Genomic DNA, 17,889 nt, shown 5'->3' with positions numbered 1-17,889 from the left:
GCTTCCGAGCGGCCGGGCCGCGCTCGCCTTGGCCACCGCCGCGGCCGGCGTCCGTATGCCGGTCCACGGCGAACTCCTGCTGCCGATCAGGAACCGTTGCGCTCATGGTAGGAGTGGCGGGTGTGTTCCGTGTGGGTGCGCATCAGCTGGGCGGCCCGTTGTTCGTCGCGGGTGGCGATCGCGGTGATCAGTTCCCGGTGCTCGATCCACGACTGTCGTCCGCGCTGCCGGGCCACCGGGGTGTAGTACCAGCGGACCCGGCGGTCGACCTGGGCGGCGAGTTCGGCGAGGACCGCGTTGCCGGCCAGCTCCATGATCTTGGCGTGGAAGGCCGCGTTGAGGGCGACCGCGCGGTCCACGTCGTCGGCGGCGACGGCCTTCTCGCCCTCGGCGCACAGCTCCTCCAGCGCTTCGACCCCCGGGGCGCCGGCATGCAGGGCGGCGAGCCGGGCCGCCTCCGCCTCCAGCAGGGTGCGGACCGTGAGCAGCTGGTCGGCCTCCTCCTCGGTCGGCTCGTGCACGAACGCGCCCTGCGCGGGCCGCAGATCGACCCAGCCCTCGGTGTTCAGCCGCTGCAGCGCCTCGCGCACCGGCTGCCGGGAGACGCCGAGGTGTCCGGCGAGCTCGCTCTCGACCAGATGCTGGCCGGGCTGCAGCGCACGGGTGGTGATCAGCTCCAGCAGTGCCTCGTAGACGCGCTCGCGCAGCGGCCCGGGGCGCTCCAGCTTGGGCACCGCCCCCTGCGGCAGTCCGGTCGACAACATCGCGGTCCCCCTTCTGGGCAGGTCTGGCGTGCGCACGCTGGACTCTCAGTATCGATTGTCTTTTGTCTACAGTCTACGGTGCACAAAAACCAGGCGTGTTTGCGCCCACTTCACGCCGCACTTCGCCGCTCACGGGCAGCGCACGACCTGCCCGGCGTAGGACAGATTGCCGCCGAAACCGAACAGCAGCACCGGGTCGCCGGCGCTGAGCGCCCCCTGTTCGAGCAGCTTGGAGAAGGCGAGCGGGATGCTGGCGGCCGAGGTGTTGCCGGATTCGGTGACATCGCGGGCGACGACGGCGTTGACGGCGCCGAGCTTCTCGGCCAGCGGCTCGATGATGCGCAGGTTGGCCTGGTGCAGAACGACTCCGGCGAGGTCCTCGGGGGCCACGCCGGCCCGCTCGCAGGCGCTGCGGGCGATGGCCGGCAGCTGGGTGGTGGCCCAGCGGTAGACGCTCTGCCCCTCCTGCGCGAACCGCGGCGGGGTGCCCTCGATCCGCACGGCGTGCCCCATCTCCGGCACCGACCCCCACAGCACCGGCCCGATCCCCGGCTCCTCCCCCGGCGGGCAGGCCTCCACCACGGCGGCCCCGGCCCCGTCGCCGACCAGGACACAGGTGGTGCGGTCGCTCCAGTCGGTGACGTCGGACATCTTGTCGGCGCCGATGACCAGCGCACGGGCGGCCGCACCGGCCCGGACGGTGTGGTCCGCGGTGGCCAGGGCGTGGGTGAAGCCGGCGCACACCACGTTCACGTCCATCGCGGCCGGCTGCGGGATGCCGAGCCGGGCGGCGACCCTCGCGGCGGTGTTCGGGGAACGGTCGATCGCCGTGGAGGTGGCGACCAGGACGAGGTCGATGTCGCCGGGGGTCAGACCGGCGGCGGCGAGGGCCTTGGCGGCGGCGTGCGCGGCGAGCTCGTCGACCGGCTCGTCGGGTCCGGCGATGTGCCGGGTCCGGATGCCGACCCGGCTGCGGATCCACTCGTCGCTCGTGTCGACCATGCCGGCCAGGTCCTCGTTGGTGAGCACCCGGGCGGGTTGGTAGTGACCGATGGCGGCGATGCGCGAGCCGTTCATGGCGGGAGTCCCCTCGTGGCCGTGGGTAGCGGGATCCACCAGTCTGATCAGTGACCCACGGGTACGGCGGCAGGTGAAGCCACAGGAATCGGGCGGCCGAGTTGTCGGCTTCCCTCAGACCCTCGGACGCCCGAACACTCTGGGGGTCGGCGGCCACGGGAGGCCTCAAACGTCGCCGCGCGAACCCTTGCCGAGGTTCATCCCATACTGTAGACAATATTTCGTCACAGCATTCAGCCGACGAGTGCCCCGTCGGCCCTTCTCCCCGACACCTCCGCGGTATCCCTCAAACCGAACGGAGTGCTCCCGTGAAAGTGGCAGTTCTCGGCGCCGGCGCCATCGGTGCCTACGTCGGAGCCGCGCTCCACCGCGCCGGCCGACCGGGGCGCTCGCGCCGAAGACGGAGTTCGACATGCGGGCGGCGGGCACCTGGGACGAGTCCCGGCAGACGCGGACGTCCACCGTGTGCGCGTACTGCGGAGTGGGCTGCACCCTCACGCTCCATGTGCAGGACAATGAGATCGTGAAGGTCACCTCGCCGCACGACAACCCGGTGACCCACGGCAATCTCTGCATCAAGGGCCGTTTCGGCTACCAGCACGTACAGAACCGGGGCTGATCAGGACATGGGACGAGTCACGGAACGCCGCAAGGTCCTCCGCATCCGGGGCGGGGCGCCCTCCACCCGGCCGGACACACTCGTCGCCGAGGAACCCCTGGAGATCCGGCTCAACGGAAAGCCCCTCGCGATCACCATGCGCACACCGGGCGACGACTTCGCGCTCGCGGCGGGGTTCCTGGTGAGCGAGGGCGTGTTGGCGACTGCGGACGATCTGCAGAACATCGTCTACTGCGCGGGGGCGACGGCGGACGGCTCGAACACCTACAACGTGGTCGACGTGAAGACCGCGCCCGGCGTCATCCTCCCGGACTTCACCCTGGAGCGGAACGTCTACACGTCCTCCTCGTGCGGCCTGTGCGGCAAGGCCAGTCTGGACGCGGTACGGACGACTGCCCGCTTCCCGATCGCCGACACTCCCCCGGTCCGGGTCACCCCGGAGCTGCTGGCGAGCCTCCCCGACCGGCTGCGGGCGGCCCAGCGGGTGTTCGACCGGACCGGGGGCTTGCACGCGGCCGCGCTGTTCACCGAGGACGGCGAGCTGCTGGACATCCGGGAGGACGTGGGCCGGCACAACGCGGTCGACAAACTGGTCGGGCGGGCACTGCAGAACGGCGACCTGCCGCTGTCGCGGGCGATCCTGCTGGTCTCCGGGCGGGCCTCCTTCGAGCTGGCGCAGAAGGCGGTGATGGCGGGCATCCCGGTGCTGGCTGCCGTGTCGGCGCCGTCGTCGCTGGCGGTGGACCTGGCCGCGGAGACGGGTCTGACCCTGGTGGGCTTCCTGCGGGGCAGCTCGATGAACGTGTACGCGGGCGAGGACCGCATCGCCCTGCGGGAGGCGGCCGCCCAGGGCTGAGGCCTCCCCGCGGCACGGCGGCGGGGCCCGGCCGGCGGGGAGCGCCCCCTGCGCCGCCGGACCCCGCCTCAGCCGAGGGACTGCGCCGCTTCGACGAACGCCGTGATCAGGGGTGAGCGGCGGCCCGCCGCCCAGGCCAGCAGCACCTGGTCGGGTTCGGCGTCGGGGACCGGTACATAGCTGATGTCGGGGCGGGAGTACTGCTCGGCGACCGAGTGCGGCACGAGCGTGATACCGGTGCCGGCGGCCACGCATTCGAACTTCTCCTCGATGGTGCGGATCGGCAGATCGCCGGGCCGGGGATCGGCGTATCTGAGCCATCGCTCGCCGTCGAGGTCGGCGAGCGACAGCTCCTGCTTCCCGGCCAGCCGGTGGCCCTCCGGGAGCATGGCCACGCGGGTCTCGCTGTACAGGGGACGCAGCTCCAGCCCGTCCTCGCGGACCGGTCGCCGTACGTAGGCGATGTCGACGGTCCCGTCGAGGATCAGCCGCTCCTGGTCGTCCCACTCGACCCGGCGGGCGTTGGTCTCCACGTCCGGGTGAGCCGCCGCGAAGGCGCGCAGGGCACGGGTGACGACGACACCGGCGCGGAAACCGACGAGGAGGCGCCGGGGCCCGCGCGCGGCCCGCAGCACGCGACGGCGGGTCCCGTCGGCCGTGGCGAGCAACTGCCGTCCGTCGTCAAGGAGTTGCCGTCCGGCGTCGGTCAACCGCACGCCATGGCCGTCCCGTACGAACAGCTCGGCGCCCAAGTCCTTCTCCAGAGCGCGGATCTGACGGCTGAGCACAGGCTGTGCGATGTGCAGCTGCTCGGCGGCGCGGCCGAAGTGCAGGAGCTCGGCCACCGCCACGAAGTACCGGACTTTCCGCAGGTCGAGGTCCATGGCCGCCCCTTTCACCGGCGATGCCTTCAGGGTATCGCCACAGCCGGAAGAGGTCTTGGACGGCTGGGCGGAGGCGGTCGCAGGCTGGTGTCGGCAAGCAACGACGGAAGGGAAACGCCATGGGCCTGCAAGGACAGCGGATCGTCGTCATCGGCGGCACGTCGGGCATCGGGCTCGCGGTCGCCGAGGGCGCGGCGCGGGAGGGTGCCGAGGTGGTCGTCGCCTCACGCCGGCAGGAGAGTGTGGACGCGGCGCTGAAGCGGCTGCCGGGGACCGCCGAGGGACATGCGCTGGACGCGACCGACGAGGACGCGGTAATCGGCTTCTTCGAGCGGGTCGGCGCATTCGACCACCTGGTCTACACCGCGGGTGAGTCGCTGCTGCTGGAGACGCTGGCCGAGGCGAGTGTCGTACGGGCGCGGCGGTTCCTGGACACGCGGCTGTGGGGTGCGTACACGGCGGTGAAGTACGGCGCCGCCTCGATCCGCCCGGGCGGGTCGGTGGTGCTGACCACGGGGACGGCCGGACACCGGCCGCTGCCGGGGTCGAGTGCCGCGTCGGCGCTGTGCGGGGCGATGGAGTCGCTGACCCGGGCGCTGGCCGTGGAGCTGGCGCCGCTGCGGGTCAATGCGGTATCGCCCGGGCTGGTGCGCACCGAGCTGTGGCGGGAGGTGCCTCAACAGGCGCGGGAGGGGCTGTTCCGGACGTCCGCCGAGTCGCTGCCGGTGGGGCGGGTGGGCGAGCCGGCGGATGTGGCGGAGGCGTATCTGTATCTGCTGCGTGGGGGATACAGCACCGGTTCGGTGGTGGTCGTGGACGGGGGCGGGACGCTGGTGTGAGGTCAGGCGGGGGTGAGGCGTACGGCGGCGGCGGTCACCACCGTGCCGAGCCGAGGAAAGTCGAGGCGTACGGACGCCTCGTGCTCGGCGGTGGTGAAGGCGGCCATGGCGTCCTCGACGAAGACGAGGTCGTAGCCGAGGTCGGCGGCGGCGCGGGCGGTGGACTCGACGCCGAGGTTGGTGGCGATGCCGCCGAACACCAGGGTGCTGACACCGCGTTCACGCAGCCGCTCGTCCAGGCCGGTGCCCTGGAAGGCGCCGATGGTCCGCTTGACCACCTCCAGGTCGCCGGGTCCGGCGAGGCCGGGCACGAGTGAGCTGCCGGGCGGTTGTTCGGCCACCGAGGGCCGTTCGACCCGGACGAGGACGACGGGCGCCCCGCCGGTGCGGAAGGTGTGCGCCAGCTCCTCTGCGGTGGCCAGCACTTCGGTGCCTTTGCGGGGTTCCAGGGGCAGCGCGACGATGCGTTCCATCAGGTCGACGAGGACCAGGGCGGTGCGCTGCGGGTGGAGGACGGGGGCTGCGGTCATGACGGAACGTTAGCCGCCGTCAGCCGTCCGTGCCGGAAATCCGGATCAACAGGCCCGTGAACTGATCGCGTTCGGCGGCCGACAGGGGGGCGAGCAGCTCGTCGTTGGCCTCGCGGGCGGCCTTCTCGCAGCGCGCGAGGAGGCGGGCGCCGTCGCCGGTGAGGGACACGGCGTTCTTGCGCCGGTCCTTGGGGTCGGGGGCGCGCAGGACATGGCCGGCGGACTGCAGGTCGTTGAGCACACCGACCAGGTCCTTGGGGTCCAGGCCCACGCTGCGGCCGAGGTCGGCCTGGGCGACGGGCTGGAGGTCACGGACGGCGGAGAGCACCACGTGGTGCCACATCTTCTGCCCCTCGGCCGCGAGGGCGTCTGCGACGAGGGAACGGCCCCGGGCGGCGGCGCGGCCGAGGAGCCAGCTGGGCAGGGAGCGGATCGCGGGCAGGGGTGCTTCGGCCATGCCGGCAGCCTAACCGAGAAAACGTTGGAGGTCCCCATGAATCTCCACTACCGTTGGGAGCCCCAACGAGTTCGTAGGTATTCCCAACGATCTATGCGCCGGGTGCGCCCGGCGTGGAGGTGTGTGCGATGCGTCGCGTCCGATATGAATCCACCGGCGGCCCGCTGTTCCTGGAGGAGGCGCCCGTCCCCGAGCCCGGCCCCGGGGAGCTGCTGGTCCACTGCGCGGCCATCGGGGTCACCCTGCCCGTGGTCCGCAAGGTGACCGAGGCCGCCGAGCCGATCGCGCTCGGCGGCGAGATCGCCGGCGAAGTGGTCACCGTCGGCGAGGGCGTGACCCGCTTCCGGCCGGGCGAGCAGGTGACCGGACTGTGCTTCGGGCACGGGTACGCCGACTTCGCCCTGCTGCACGAGGCCATGGCCTCTCCGGTACCGGACGGCGCCGACCCCGTGGACGCGGTCGCACTGGTGCGCAGCGGCCTGGTGGCGTTCGGCGCGCTGGAGGCGGCGCGCCCGGTGCCGGGCGAGTCGGTCCTCGTCACGGCGGCGGCGAGCGGGGTCGGTCACCTGGCCGTGCAGCTGGCACGGGCCCGGGGTGCGGGGCGGGTGGTGGGAGCCGTGTCCGACCCGGGCAAGGCGGGGTTCGTCCGCTCGCTCGGCGCGGACGACTGCGTTCGGTACGACGACGACAGCTGGGGAGATCCTGTCGACTGCGTCCTGGACGCCGTCGGCGGTGCGCTGCTCACCCCCGCCCTCGCCGCCCTGGCCCCGCACGGCCGCCTCGTCGCCTACAGCTCGGGCGGCGGCACCGTCCAGGCGTACGACCTGCTGGTGGGCGCCAAGTCGGTGATCGGCTTCCAGATGGCCCTGATCGCCCGCGGCCGGCCGGACCTGTACGAGCGGTGGCGCCAGGAGCTGTGGCGGCTGTTCACCGAAGGCACCCTGAAGCCTGCCGTGCACGCCGAGTTCGCGCTGGAGGACGCGGCCGAGGCGCATGACGTGATCGAGCGGCGGGCCAACCTCGGCAAGGTCGTGCTGTGCCCGTAGGCCCTTCGCGGGCTCCTTGTGCTGCACGCTTCTTGTGAGGCGACCTGGCCCGAACTACCTTCGATGGGGCGCACGTTGGACATGGGATGTCCAGATGTCCGACCGACGAAGGGCAAGGTCGCACCATGCCGTCAGGTCTACGCGCCCGTCTCAGAGCCGTATTCGCCACCGCCCTCACCACGGCGGCACTGCTCCTGGTGCCGCTCGCAACCCCCCACCCCGCACATGCCCAATCCCCCGCAGCCGACCCCGAGTTCGAGCAGCAGATCCTCTTCAAGGCGTCCCAGGACCCCGGCTACGCCTGCTTCCGCATACCGGCGATCGTGAAGACGACCGACGGCACCCTCCTGGCGTTCGCCGAGGGCCGGGTCCTCAACTGCGGGGACGCCGCCGACATCGACATCGTGCTCAAGCGCTCCACCGACGGCGGCCGCACCTGGGGCCCGTTGCAGGTGGTCAACGAGGGTGCCGGCGACACGCATGGCAACCCGGCGCCGATCGTGGACCGCGCGACGGGCCGGGTCTGGCTCGCCGAGACGTACAACACCGGCCGTACCGACAGCGCCAGTTGCTCGGTCCCCTGCGACCGCACCCCGCACCTCCAGTACAGCGACGACGACGGCCGGACCTGGTCCGTGCCGCGCGATCTGAGCCCGGAGATCCTGCCCGCCGACTGGAACTCCTGGTACGCGACCGGGCCGGTGCACGGCATCCAGCTCACCAAGGGCCGGTACGCGGGCCGGCTGGTCTTCGGGGTCAACACCGAGACCTGGAACGGCAGCCGGGTCACCGCCAACCACGCGGCGCTGATCGTGAGCGACGACCACGGCGGCCACTGGCGGATCGGCGCCACCGACACCTGGCCCATCGCCGACGACGGCACCTTCCGGCAGAAGCCGTCCGAACTCACCCTCGCCGAGCGCGGCGACGGCTCCGTCCTGGTCAGCGGCCGGGAGCAGGACGGCACCGACCTCGGCCACCGCACCGAGGCCGTCAGCCGCGACGGCGGAGGCAGCTTCACCGCGCCCTTCCACGACCTGCCCGACCTGTACACCCCGCAGGTCCAGGGCTCGATGCTGCGCCTAGGCGACCGCCTCCTGCTCGCCTGCCCCGCCGACCCCGACCGGCGGCGCACGATGATGATCCGCTCCTCCTACGACGGCGGCCGCACCTGGGACAGCGTGGACCGCGGCACGGTCGTCACCACGAACTGGTCCGGCTACTCCGACCTGGTCCGCGCCGACGCGGACACGGTGGGCCTGATCTACGAGGGCGGTGCGGTGGACGCGCGCGACGAGATCCGCTTCGCCCGCTTCACCGAGGACTGGCTCGCCCCGCGCCGCGGCCCCGACCCGATCACCGCCGACCTCGCCCCGCACGCCCGTCCGGCCGCGGTGCTCGGCGGCGCCGAGGAGACGGACGGGGTCTTCGGCGGCGCGCTGGAGTTCGACGGCACCGACGACGCCGTACGCCTGCCCTTCCGCACCGAGCTGCCGCTCGGGACGAAGGACTTCACGGCGTCCCTGTGGTTCCGGTACACGGCCACGACCGGGGAGCAGCCACTGCTGTGGATGGGCGGGATCGGCACCACCCAGCCGCAGGTGTGGGTGCGCGGGGAGCCGGCGAACAACCGGATCCAGGGGCTGATCACGGTCCGGAACGGGGCGGTCGCGCCGCAGACCACCTATGTGCGCACGGACACCGCGTACAACGACGGGCAGTGGCATCACCTGGTGCTGCGCCGGGGCGGGGGCCGGCTGTCGTTGTTCGTCGACGGTACGGAGACGTCCGTCGCCGACGTCCCGGGGTCGGTCAGCCGTAACTCCCCCTTCGGCGTGCACATCGGCCAGCGCATGGACAGCCGGGCCTTCTTCACCGGCGCCCTCGACGAGGTGCACGTCTGGGACCGGGCGCTCACCGACGCGGAACTGTCGGACCCGAAGGCGCTCAGGTCACCGAAGGACACGGTCCTGTGGCTGCCCCTGGACCAGGTGAGCGGCTGACGCGCCGACGCCGGCGCCCGGGACCTCCCGCGGGTCCCGGGCCCGGCGCTTGGCGATGACGGCGCACACCATCAGCTGCATCTGGTGGAAGAGCATCAGCGGCAGCACGGCGAGCGAGGCGTGGGCGCCGAACAGGACGCTGGCCATCGGGAGCCCGGAGGCGAGGGACTTCTTCGACCCGGCGAACTGGATGGCGATCCGGTCCTCCCGGCCGAAGCCGAGCGCCTTGCCGCCGTACCAGCTCAGCAGGAGCATCACGGCGAGCAGGGCGGCCTCGACGGCGAGCAGCCCGCCGAGCCGGGCGGGGCTGACCTGGTGCCAGATGCCCCGGATCATGCCTTCGCTGAAGGCTGTGTAGACGACCAGCAGGATCGAGCCGCGGTCGACCAGCCCGAGCACCTTCCTGTGCCGGGCGACGAAGCCGCCGATCCAACGGCGCAGCACCTGCCCCGCGAGGAAGGGCACCAGCAGCTGCAGCACGATCTTGACCAGCGAGTCGGCGGAGAACCCGCCGCCGCTGTTGCCGAGCAGCCCCGCCGCCAGCAGCGGGGTGAGGACGATGCCGATGAGGGAGGAGAAGGAGCCCGCGCAGATCGCCGCCGGCACGTTTCCGCGGGCGATCGAGGTGAACGCGATCGACGACTGGATCGTGGACGGCACCAGCGTCAGGAACAGCAGCCCCTGGTAGAGCGGCTGGGTCAGCAGCACCGGCACCAGAGCGCGCGCCGCCAGCCCGAACACCGGGAAGAGCACGAACGTGCAGACCAGCACGGTGACATGGAGCCGCCAGTGGCGCAGCCCGTCCAGCGCCTCCCGGGTGGAGAGCCGGGCGCCGTAGAGGAAGAAGAGGAAGGCGATCGCGGCCGTCGACGCGCCCGAGGCCACGTCGGAGGCGGTGCCCCGGGCCGGCAGCAGCGCGGCGAGGACCACGGTCCCGAGCAGCAGGACGATGTACGGGTCGATCGGCATCCAACTCGGCCGGCGCAGGCGTTTCACGGTGCTCCGATTCATGGGCGGTCGTACGCGGGCCCGCAGGCCCCCGTCCATGGTCCTCCTCGGACCGCTGATCGGGAATCCCACACGCCACTCTGACTGTCATCATGATGTGCGATATCCGGCTAGGCTGCCTGTCGTGTACGACCCGACGCAGCTGCGTACCTTCCTCGCCGTGGCCCAGACGCTGAGCTTCACGCAGGCCGCGCGCCGGCTGGGGCTGCGCCAGTCCACGGTCAGCCAGCATGTGCGCCGGCTGGAGGACGCGGCCGGGCGGCAGCTGTTCAGCCGGGACACCCATTCGGTGGAGCTGACCGAGGACGGCGAGGCGATGCTGGGCTTCGCCCGCCGGATCCTGCAGGTCCACGAGCAGGCGACGGCGTTCTTCACCGGCACCCGGGTACGCGGCCGGCTGCGCTTCGGCGCGTCCGAGGACTTCGTGCTCACCCGGCTGCCGGAGATCCTGGAGGGCTTCCGCTACGACCATCCGGAGGTCGACCTGGAGCTGACCGTGGAGCTGTCCGGCACCCTGCACGAGCAACTGGCCGCCGGGAAGCTGGACCTGGTGCTGGCCAAGCGCCGCCCGGAGGATCCCCGGAGCCAACTGGTGTGGCGCGACGACCTGGTGTGGATCGGCGCCGAGCGGCTGCGCCTGGACCCGGACCGGCCCGTCCCGCTGATCGTGTATCCGCCGCCCGGCATCACCCGGGCCCGCGCGCTGGAGGCGCTGGAGCGCGAGGGCCGCGACTGGCGGATCGTGTGCACCAGCGGCAGCCTCAACGGACTGATCGCGGCGGCCCGCGCCGGGCTCGGCGTGATGGCCCACTCCCGGCGTCTGATCCCGCCCGGCCTGTTCCGCCTGCCGGACCGTGCGGGGCTGCCCGACCTGGGCAAGGTCGACTTCGTCCTCGTCCACGGCTGGCGCCGGGGCACGGCGGAGGAAGCGGCGAACGCGCTGGCCACGGCCGTCCTTGCGGGCGGGGAGCGGCTGCGGCGGCGGGTCGGCTGAGGCCGGTCAGCGCAGCACCGGATACGTCAGCTGCTTGACCCGGCGCAGTAACGGCGTGGTCTCCACGTACTGGACGCCGTCCAGGCCGCCGAGGGGGCCGCTGAGGTAGGCGTACAGGTCGGCGGTGCTCCTGACGACCACGGTCGCCAGGAGGTTGGACGGGCCGGCGGTGGCGGTCGCGTAGGCCACCTCGTCGTGGGCGGCGAGGGCTTGGCCGACCGAGTGCAGGGCGGCGGGCGCGGCGATGATCCACAGCGCGGCGAGGGTGAGATAGCCGAGGCTCTCCAGGTCGTACTCCACGTCGATGTAGATCGCCCCGGACGCCACCAGCGCGGCCAGCCGGCGTTTGACGGCGGACTCGGAGCGGCCGGTGGCGCGCTGGAGTTCGGGGTAGGTGGCGCGTCCGTCGCGTTCGAGGGCGGCGACGAGGGACTCGTCCTCCGGGTGGATGCGGGCCGGTCCGGGCTCGGGTACCGGGTCGGGGCGCAGGGCCGCGATCTCGTCGTCGTCGAGCGCCCGGAACTTCCGCAGCCAGCCCTGCGGGCCGCCGTAGAACCGGTGGAGCAGCTGGTGGGCGCGGATCTCCACGATGCTGGGGGTGCGCGGCAGCTTGCCGAGGAGCAGGTCGTCGCGGTCGCCGGGGCTGCGTGGCCGGGTGCCGCAGATCACCTCCGTACCGCCCGAGGCGAGGCCGATCCAGTTGGTGTCGGGACGCTTGGCGAGTGCGGCGGCGATGGTCGCCGCGGTGTCCGGGACGCACCGCAGACGCAGCATCCACTGGTCCTCGCCCAGCATCTCGGGGTCGCGGACCGCCACCACCCGCAGCCCTGCCTCGGTACGGAGCCTGCGGAAGCGGCGGGCGACGGTCTGGTCGGAGACGCCGAGCACCGCCCCGATGCGGCTGAAGGGAGCCCGGGCGTCGACCTCCAGCGCCGCCATGAGGCGCAGATCGAGTTCGTCGAGCATGTCGGATTCCATTCGTCTGCAGCTCAATTCTGTCGGATTCCGACGGTCAATGGTCGGGCACCGGGCAGATATGCCGGCCGACGGCCATCGTACGAGGCCATACGCAGCCGTTGCACAAGGAGTTCGAGGAGTGGGGACATGCGTACATGGGGGCCGCTGACGGCGATATGCCTGGGCACGTTCATGCTGTTGCTCGACGTCACGATCGTGGTCGTCGCGCTGCCGGACATGGCGCGCTCACTGCACGCGTCGCTGAGCGATCTGCAGTGGGTGGTCGACGGTTACGCGCTGGCGCTGGCCGCCCTGCTGCTGGGCCTGGGGGCCGCTGCCGACGTCCTGGGCCGGCGCCGGGTGCATGTGATCGGGGTGGCGCTGTTCGCGGTGGCCTCGCTGCTGTGCGGCCTCTCGACGGGGCCGGCCGTGCTGGTGGCCGCGCGGGCGCTGCAGGGGGTGGGCGCCGCGGCGATGTTCGCGACGACGCTGCCGTTGCTGGGCTCGGTCTACCAGGGCCGGCAGCGGTCGGCGGCGCTCGGCGTGTGGGGTGCGGTGAGCGGCGGTGCCGCGGCGGTCGGTCCGGTGCTGGGCGGTCTGCTCACCGAGGGGCCCGGCTGGCGGTGGATCTTCTTCGTGAATCTGCCGGTGAGCGTCGTCGAGGTGTGGCTGACGCTCCGGGTGGTGCCGGAGTCGCGGGGGCCGCGCGGGATGCGCGTGGACTGGACGGGCATGGCCGCCTTCGCCGGGTTCGGGGGCGGGGTCACCTACGCGGTGGTGCGGGCCGGCGAGGACGGCTGGACGGCGCCGGCGGCACTCGTGGCGTTCGGCTGCGCGGCGCTGGCCCTGGTGCTGTTCGTGGTGGTGGAGCGGCGGGCCGCGCATCCGCTGCTCGACCTGGCGCTGCTGCGGCGGCCCGCGTTCGTCGGCGTGATGCTGGGGGCGTTCGCCTTCAACGGGGCGGCGTTCGGGGTGACGCCGTACCTGTCGATCTGGATGCAGACGCTGCTGGGCATGTCGCCGGTGCGCGGAGGGCTCACGCTGCTTCCGATGACGGTCGCGGCGATGCTCGTCGCCGTGCTGGTGGGCCGGCTGCTGCACGGGGTGCCGGCGCGGCTCACCATCGGCGGCGGTCTGCTGCTGATCGGCACCGGAAACCTGTGCCAGGCCGTCCTGGACGCGGGTGCCTCCTGGACGGCGCTTGCGCCCGGGTTCGTGCTGGTCGGCGTCGGCACCGGGTTCGTCGGTCCGACGGTGGCCGGAGCGGCGCTGGCCGCGGTGCCGCCGGAGCGGGCCGGAATGGCGGGCGGTGCGGTGAACACCGTCCGGCAGCTCGGGTACGCGCTCGGTGTGGCCGTCTCCGGCACCGTGCTCACCTCCCGGATGACCGGCACGCTGCCGAGCGGCGCGGCCCACGCGCTGGCCGGCGGCGGAGCCGGTGCGCTGCGCGGCGGCTTCCCGGAACACACGCTGCGCGTTGCGTTCGCCTCCGGTCTCAACGGCGCGCTGGTGGTGGCGGGGCTCGCGGGCACGGTCGCGGGCGCGCTGGTGCTGCTGCTGGTGCGGGCGGACCGGCCCGCGCAGCGGACGATGTCCGGCGCGGAGGCGGAGCAGGCGGCGCCGGCGCACCACTGACCCTGGCGTGCGGCGGCGAGGGCGGTCCCGGGAAGTGCCCGGCACCGCCCTCGCGGCGTACACCTGCTGGTTCCGGAGGTACTGATATGTCGCGATCAGTACGGTGTGCGCCGTAATCGCCGCGTACAGATTCGGTGGAGATTACGGCACCGAAACTTACTGACCCGTCAGTATTGTGTCCGGCCCTTCCCCATGTGCGGGCATTTTCCGGTCACCACCCAGGGGAAACGTGAGGTTTGCTCGGTTTCCGACCCCCTCCCGCCCGGTGACGGCGTGGGGTAGCTTTCACCGCGCTGTGCCGAGCGTCACGGGCGTGACCAAGCAGCGAGGATCGGGGAGCGAGGTTTGCGCGAGTTCACCAACCCGCCGCTCACGTCGGCACCGCCGGTGGGCGGTCTGGCCGACGCGGTCTTCGAGCATGCCCGGACGGACCCGGTACATGTCGCTCTCGGCCGCAAGGACGCCTCCGGGCAGTGGCGGGACGTGACAACCACCGAGTTCCGCGACGAGGTCATGGCCCTCGCCAAGGGCCTCCTCGCGCGCGGTGTCCGCTTCGGCGACCGCGTCGCGATCATGTCCCGCACCCGCTACGAGTGGACCCTGTTCGACTTCGCCCTGTGGTCGATCGGCGCGCAGGTGGTGCCCGTCTACCCCACCTCCTCGGCCGAGCAGTGCTTCTGGATGCTGTACGACGCCGAGGTGTCCGCGGCGATCGTGGAGCACGAGGACCACGCGATGACCATCGCCACGGTCATCGACCGGCTCCCGCAGCTGCGCCAGCTGTGGCAGCTGGACTCCGGCTGTGTGCAGGAGCTGTACGACGCCGGGGCGCATCTGGACGACGAGCTGGTGCACCGGCACCGGCAGGCGGTCACCCCGGAGTCGGTCGCCACGATCATCTACACCTCGGGCACCACCGGGCGCCCCAAGGGCTGTGTCCTCTCGCACGCCAACTTCATGTACGAAGCGGACACGATGATCCAGCGATGGCAGCCGGTGTTCCAGACCAGGAAGGACGACGAGGCCTCCACCCTGCTGTTCCTGCCGCTCGCGCATGTCTTCGGGCGGATGGTGGAGGTGGCCGCGATCCGCGGCGGGGTCCGATTCGGGCACCAGCCGCAGCTGAACGCCGCCGCCCTGCTGCCCGACCTGCAGGCGTTCAAGCCGACCTTCATCCTCGCGGTGCCGTACATCTTCGAGAAGGTGTTCAACTCGGCCCGCCGGAAGGCGGAGAAGGAGGGCAAGTCGGGGCCGTTCGAGAAGGCGGTCGACATCGCGGTGAAGTACGCGGAGGCCGTGGAGGCCAAGGCGTGGGGCACCGGGCCCGGCCCGTCGGCGGGGCTGCGCATGCAGCACCAGTTCTTCGACAAGGTCGTCTACTCCAAGGTCCGCGCGGCGATGGGCGGCCGGATCCGCAACGCGATGTCCGGCGGTTCCGCGATGGACCGCCGGCTGGGGCTGTTCTTCGCGGGCGCCGGTGTGCAGATCTACGAGGGCTACGGCCTGACCGAGTCGACGGCCGCGGCGACCGCCAACCCGCCCGAGCGCACCCGCTACGGCACCGTCGGCCAGGCCATCCCCGGCGTGACCGTGCACATCGCCGACGACGGGGAGATCTGGCTGTACGGCAGAAACGTTTTCCAGGGCTATCTGAACAACCCGAAGGCCAGCGACGAGACCCTGCACGACGGCTGGCTGGCCACCGGCGACCTCGGTTCGCTCGACGAGGACGGCTATCTGACCATCACCGGCCGCAAGAAGGAGATCCTGGTGACCTCCGGCGGCAAGAGCGTCTCCCCCGGGGTGCTGGAGGAGCGGGTCCGCGAGCATCCGCTGGTCAACCAGTGCATCGTCGTCGGCAACGACCGCCCCTACATCGCCGCCCTGGTCACCCTGGACCAGGAGGCCGTCGAGCACTGGCTGCAGATGCGCGGAAAGCCCAGGATGACCCCGGTCCAGCTGGTGCGCGACCCGGACCTGGAGACGGAGGTGCGGCGGGCGGTGGTCGCCGCCAACACCCTCGTCTCCCAGGCCGAGTCGATCCGTACCTTCCGCATCCTGGCGCAGCCGTTCACCGAGGAGCACGGCCTGCTGACACCGTCGTTGAAGCTGAAGCGGAAGGCGATCGAGAAGGCGTACGACAACGAGGTCGAGGCCCTCTACCGGACGTGACTCCTCTGATGGGGCGTCAACTGATGGTCACCTTGAAGACCTTGTCCGAGCCGTCGGCGGCACCCCCGTTGTTGTCGCAGTTGGTGGTGGACAGCCACAGCTGGTCGGCGCCCGGCACCTTGGTGACCGTACGCAGCCGGCCGTAGGTGCCGACGTAGTACGCGCTCGGGGTGCCGACACTCTCGGTGTCGCCGTTGATGGGGATCCGCCACAGGCGTTCGCCGCGCAGGGACGCCATGTAGATCACGTTGCGGACGATGGCGATGCCGCTCGGTGAGGCCTCGGAGACGTTCCAGGTGGCCTTGGGGTTGGTCATGCCGGCGACGTTGCAGCTGCCCTCGCAGGTGGGCCAGCCGTAGTTCGCGCCGGGCTTGATGAGGTTGAGTTCGTCCTTGGAGCTGTTGCCGAACTCCGCCTCCCAGAGCCTGCCGTTGCGGTCGAAGGCGAGGCCCTGCGGGTTGCGGTGGCCCAAGGAGTAGACGTAGTTGCCGAAGGGGTTGCCGGGGGCCGGCTTGCCGTCGGTGGTCATGCGCAGGATCTTGCCGTTGAGGGAGTTCTTGTCCTGCGCCAGGTCGGGCTGCTGGGCCTCGCCGGTGGAGACGTACAGGTAGCCGTCGGGACCGAAGGCGAGGCGTCCGCCATTGTGGTAGCGGTTCTTCTTGATGCCCTGCAGCAGCACCTTGTAGTCGCTGAGCTCGGTGCCGTCGTAGGTCATGCGGACGACCCGGTTGCCCTCGGCGGCGGTGTGCATGAAGTACACGTAGTGGTCGGTCTCCCACCTGGGGTCGACGGCGACACCGAGCAGGCCGCCCTCGCCGTTGGTGGTGACGGCGTTCGGGACCGTGCCCACCTGTGTCTTCGTGCCGCTCTTCGTCAGCTTCCAGACCCGGAAGTCGTCCCGCTCGGTGACCAGGGCGGACTGGCCGTCGGGCATCCAGTAGGTGCCCCAGGGGATGGTCCAGCCGGTGGAGAGCGTGGCGATGGCGGACGGGACACCGCCGTCGGTGGCGCAGGCCTTGGTGGTGAAGGAGACCGTGTTGCTCGGCGCGGAGACATTGCCGGCGGCGTCACGGGCGACGACGTTCAGGCTGTACGGGCTGTCGCAGGCGAGCCCGGCGAGTGTGGTGGACGTACCGCTGGTGACGGTCTTGTAGACGGTGGTGTCGCTGCGCACGTCGTAGGCGGTGACGGCGTGGTCGTCGGACGAGGCGCCCCAGGTGAGGTCGACCGTGTTCGATGTGACGTTCGCCGTGTGCAGGGTGCCGGGTGCGGTCGGCGGTGCGGTGTCGGAGCTGGGCTTGGTGGTGCAGTCGACGACCGGGCTGGCGGGCGAGGTATTGCCCGCCGCGTCACGGGCGATGACCGTGAGGTCGTAGGTGGTGTTCGGGGCGAGCCCGGTCAGCGTCTTCGAGGTCGCGTCGCCGGGCGCCTCGCCGATCTTGTTGCCGTGCTCGTAGAGGTCGTACGCCGCGACGCCCACGTCGTCCGTCGACGCGCCCCAGGACAGGGTCAGGCGGTCCTCGCCGATGTCCGAGCAGGACGGCTGCCCGGGGCGGGTGGGGGCCCGGGTGTCGCTCGGCGTGCCGAGGCTCATGCGGTCGAGGTTGGGGCCGCCGTTCGCGGTGGTGGCCGTCGCCCGGATCTTGTTGCTGCCGGCCTTCAGGGTGACGTCGACGGACTTGGCCGCCCACGTGTTCCAGTCGGCGGTGCCCGGGAAGGAGACGGCGGGCGCGACGACGGTGCCGTTGACGGACAGGTCCATCGGCCGGTCGGCGGTGGTGCCGTTGGCGTACCGGAGGGTGACCGACGCGGGCCCGGCGGCGGCCGCGCCGACCGTGAACTCCACATAGGAGCCCTTGACGTTGGTGTAGTCGACGAAGCCGGTGCCCGTGAAGCCGGTGTGGTTGGTGGCGACGGTGCCCTGGGAGATCAGGGCGTCCTCGGCCTGGAAGTCGGTGGCGGCGAGGGCGGTGCCCTGACCGAGCCCGGCGAGGGGCAGTGCGAGGGCCACGGCGAGGCCGTACGACAGAACTCTCTTGAGATGCATG

15 protein-coding genes and 1 pseudogene are annotated in these 17,889 nt (G+C 71.7%); 8 read left to right on the top strand and 8 right to left on the bottom strand.

The annotated features are described in order from the left end of the window. Window positions 1-86: 86 nt before the first annotated feature. Window positions 87-764 carry a GntR family transcriptional regulator gene (locus ACZ418_RS35475; protein WP_468371263.1) on the bottom strand — a complete coding sequence of 226 codons (678 nt, stop codon included), beginning with the start codon at window positions 762-764 and terminating at the stop codon, window positions 87-89. 129 nt (window positions 765-893) lie between these two features. Beyond that, entirely contained in the window at window positions 894-1,841 is a 948-nt protein-coding gene (locus ACZ418_RS35470) for a beta-ketoacyl-ACP synthase III (RefSeq protein ID WP_468371261.1), read from the bottom strand. A gap of 376 nt (window positions 1,842-2,217) precedes the next feature. Between ACZ418_RS35470 and ACZ418_RS35465 the strand changes: the two are divergent. Beyond that, window positions 2,218-2,460 (top strand): annotated as a pseudogene (locus tag ACZ418_RS35465) (2Fe-2S iron-sulfur cluster-binding protein); the annotation flags it as partial. A 7-nt stretch (window positions 2,461-2,467) separates the two neighbouring features. After that, window positions 2,468-3,316 carry a formate dehydrogenase accessory sulfurtransferase FdhD gene (fdhD, locus tag ACZ418_RS35460; RefSeq protein ID WP_468371259.1) on the top strand — a complete coding sequence of 283 codons (849 nt, stop codon included), beginning with the start codon at window positions 2,468-2,470 and terminating at the stop codon, window positions 3,314-3,316. Window positions 3,317-3,384: 68 nt separating this feature from the next. Here the strand turns inward: fdhD and ACZ418_RS35455 are convergent, their stop codons facing one another. Next, the gene (locus tag ACZ418_RS35455) at window positions 3,385-4,200 is read right to left on the bottom strand and encodes a LysR family transcriptional regulator (RefSeq protein ID WP_468371257.1); all 816 of its coding nucleotides are present in this window, start codon (window positions 4,198-4,200) and stop codon (window positions 3,385-3,387) included. Window positions 4,201-4,319: 119 nt separating this feature from the next. Between ACZ418_RS35455 and ACZ418_RS35450 the strand changes: the two genes are divergently transcribed. Beyond that, complete coding sequence (locus tag ACZ418_RS35450; RefSeq protein WP_468371255.1) at window positions 4,320-5,039, top strand: SDR family oxidoreductase; 720 nt, start codon at window positions 4,320-4,322, stop codon at window positions 5,037-5,039. Between the two features lie 2 nt (window positions 5,040-5,041). On the opposite strand, the gene ACZ418_RS35445 is transcribed toward ACZ418_RS35450, so the two are convergent. Then, the gene (locus tag ACZ418_RS35445; protein WP_468371253.1) at window positions 5,042-5,569 is read right to left on the bottom strand and encodes an isochorismatase family protein; all 528 of its coding nucleotides are present in this window, start codon (window positions 5,567-5,569) and stop codon (window positions 5,042-5,044) included. Between the two features lie 19 nt (window positions 5,570-5,588). After that, window positions 5,589-6,026, bottom strand: coding sequence for a MarR family winged helix-turn-helix transcriptional regulator (locus ACZ418_RS35440; protein WP_468371252.1), 438 nt, complete (start codon window positions 6,024-6,026; stop codon window positions 5,589-5,591). A gap of 128 nt (window positions 6,027-6,154) precedes the next feature. Here ACZ418_RS35440 and ACZ418_RS35435 point away from each other — a divergent pair, with 128 nt between their 5' ends. Both ACZ418_RS35435 and ACZ418_RS35430 read left to right on the top strand, forming a co-directional pair. Further along, complete coding sequence (locus ACZ418_RS35435; protein WP_468371251.1) at window positions 6,155-7,072, top strand: quinone oxidoreductase family protein; 918 nt, start codon at window positions 6,155-6,157, stop codon at window positions 7,070-7,072. A gap of 125 nt (window positions 7,073-7,197) precedes the next feature. Further along, window positions 7,198-9,075: an exo-alpha-sialidase gene (locus ACZ418_RS35430; protein WP_468371249.1), complete on the top strand. Its 1,878-nt coding sequence runs from the start codon at window positions 7,198-7,200 to the stop codon at window positions 9,073-9,075. On the opposite strand, the gene ACZ418_RS35425 is transcribed toward ACZ418_RS35430, so the two are convergent. Next, window positions 9,025-10,071: a bile acid:sodium symporter family protein gene (locus tag ACZ418_RS35425; RefSeq protein ID WP_468371299.1), complete on the bottom strand. Its 1,047-nt coding sequence runs from the start codon at window positions 10,069-10,071 to the stop codon at window positions 9,025-9,027. The two genes, ACZ418_RS35430 and ACZ418_RS35425, sit on opposite strands and share 51 nt — an antisense overlap. 136 nt (window positions 10,072-10,207) lie before the next feature. Between ACZ418_RS35425 and ACZ418_RS35420 the strand changes: the two genes are divergently transcribed. Further along, window positions 10,208-11,077 carry a LysR substrate-binding domain-containing protein gene (locus tag ACZ418_RS35420; RefSeq protein ID WP_468371248.1) on the top strand — a complete coding sequence of 290 codons (870 nt, stop codon included), beginning with the start codon at window positions 10,208-10,210 and terminating at the stop codon, window positions 11,075-11,077. A 6-nt stretch (window positions 11,078-11,083) separates the two neighbouring features. On the opposite strand, the gene ACZ418_RS35415 is transcribed toward ACZ418_RS35420, so the two are convergent. Continuing rightward, window positions 11,084-12,043, bottom strand: a complete 960-nt coding sequence (locus ACZ418_RS35415; RefSeq protein ID WP_468371247.1) for an Lrp/AsnC family transcriptional regulator — start codon at window positions 12,041-12,043, stop codon at window positions 11,084-11,086. Window positions 12,044-12,181: 138 nt separating this feature from the next. Here ACZ418_RS35415 and ACZ418_RS35410 point away from each other — a divergent pair, with 138 nt between their 5' ends. Both ACZ418_RS35410 and ACZ418_RS35405 read left to right on the top strand, forming a co-directional pair. Next, on the top strand, window positions 12,182-13,669 hold the full coding sequence (locus ACZ418_RS35410) for an MFS transporter (protein ID WP_468371245.1): 1,488 nt from the start codon (window positions 12,182-12,184) through the stop codon (window positions 13,667-13,669). 345 nt (window positions 13,670-14,014) lie between these two features. Continuing rightward, entirely contained in the window at window positions 14,015-15,841 is a 1,827-nt protein-coding gene (locus ACZ418_RS35405; protein ID WP_468371243.1) for an AMP-dependent synthetase/ligase, read from the top strand. A 16-nt stretch (window positions 15,842-15,857) separates the two neighbouring features. Here the strand turns inward: ACZ418_RS35405 and ACZ418_RS35400 are convergent, their stop codons facing one another. Continuing rightward, window positions 15,858-17,888 (bottom strand): PQQ-dependent sugar dehydrogenase, encoded by a 2,031-nt coding sequence (locus ACZ418_RS35400; RefSeq protein ID WP_468371241.1) that lies wholly within the window; start codon window positions 17,886-17,888, stop codon window positions 15,858-15,860. Between the last annotated feature and the right edge of the window lies 1 nt (window position 17,889).

This window comes from Streptomyces sp. NPDC030820, assembly GCF_055572075.1.
The sequence above is the reverse complement of the archived record's forward strand: the minus strand, read 5'-3'. Positions and strand labels throughout refer to the sequence as shown.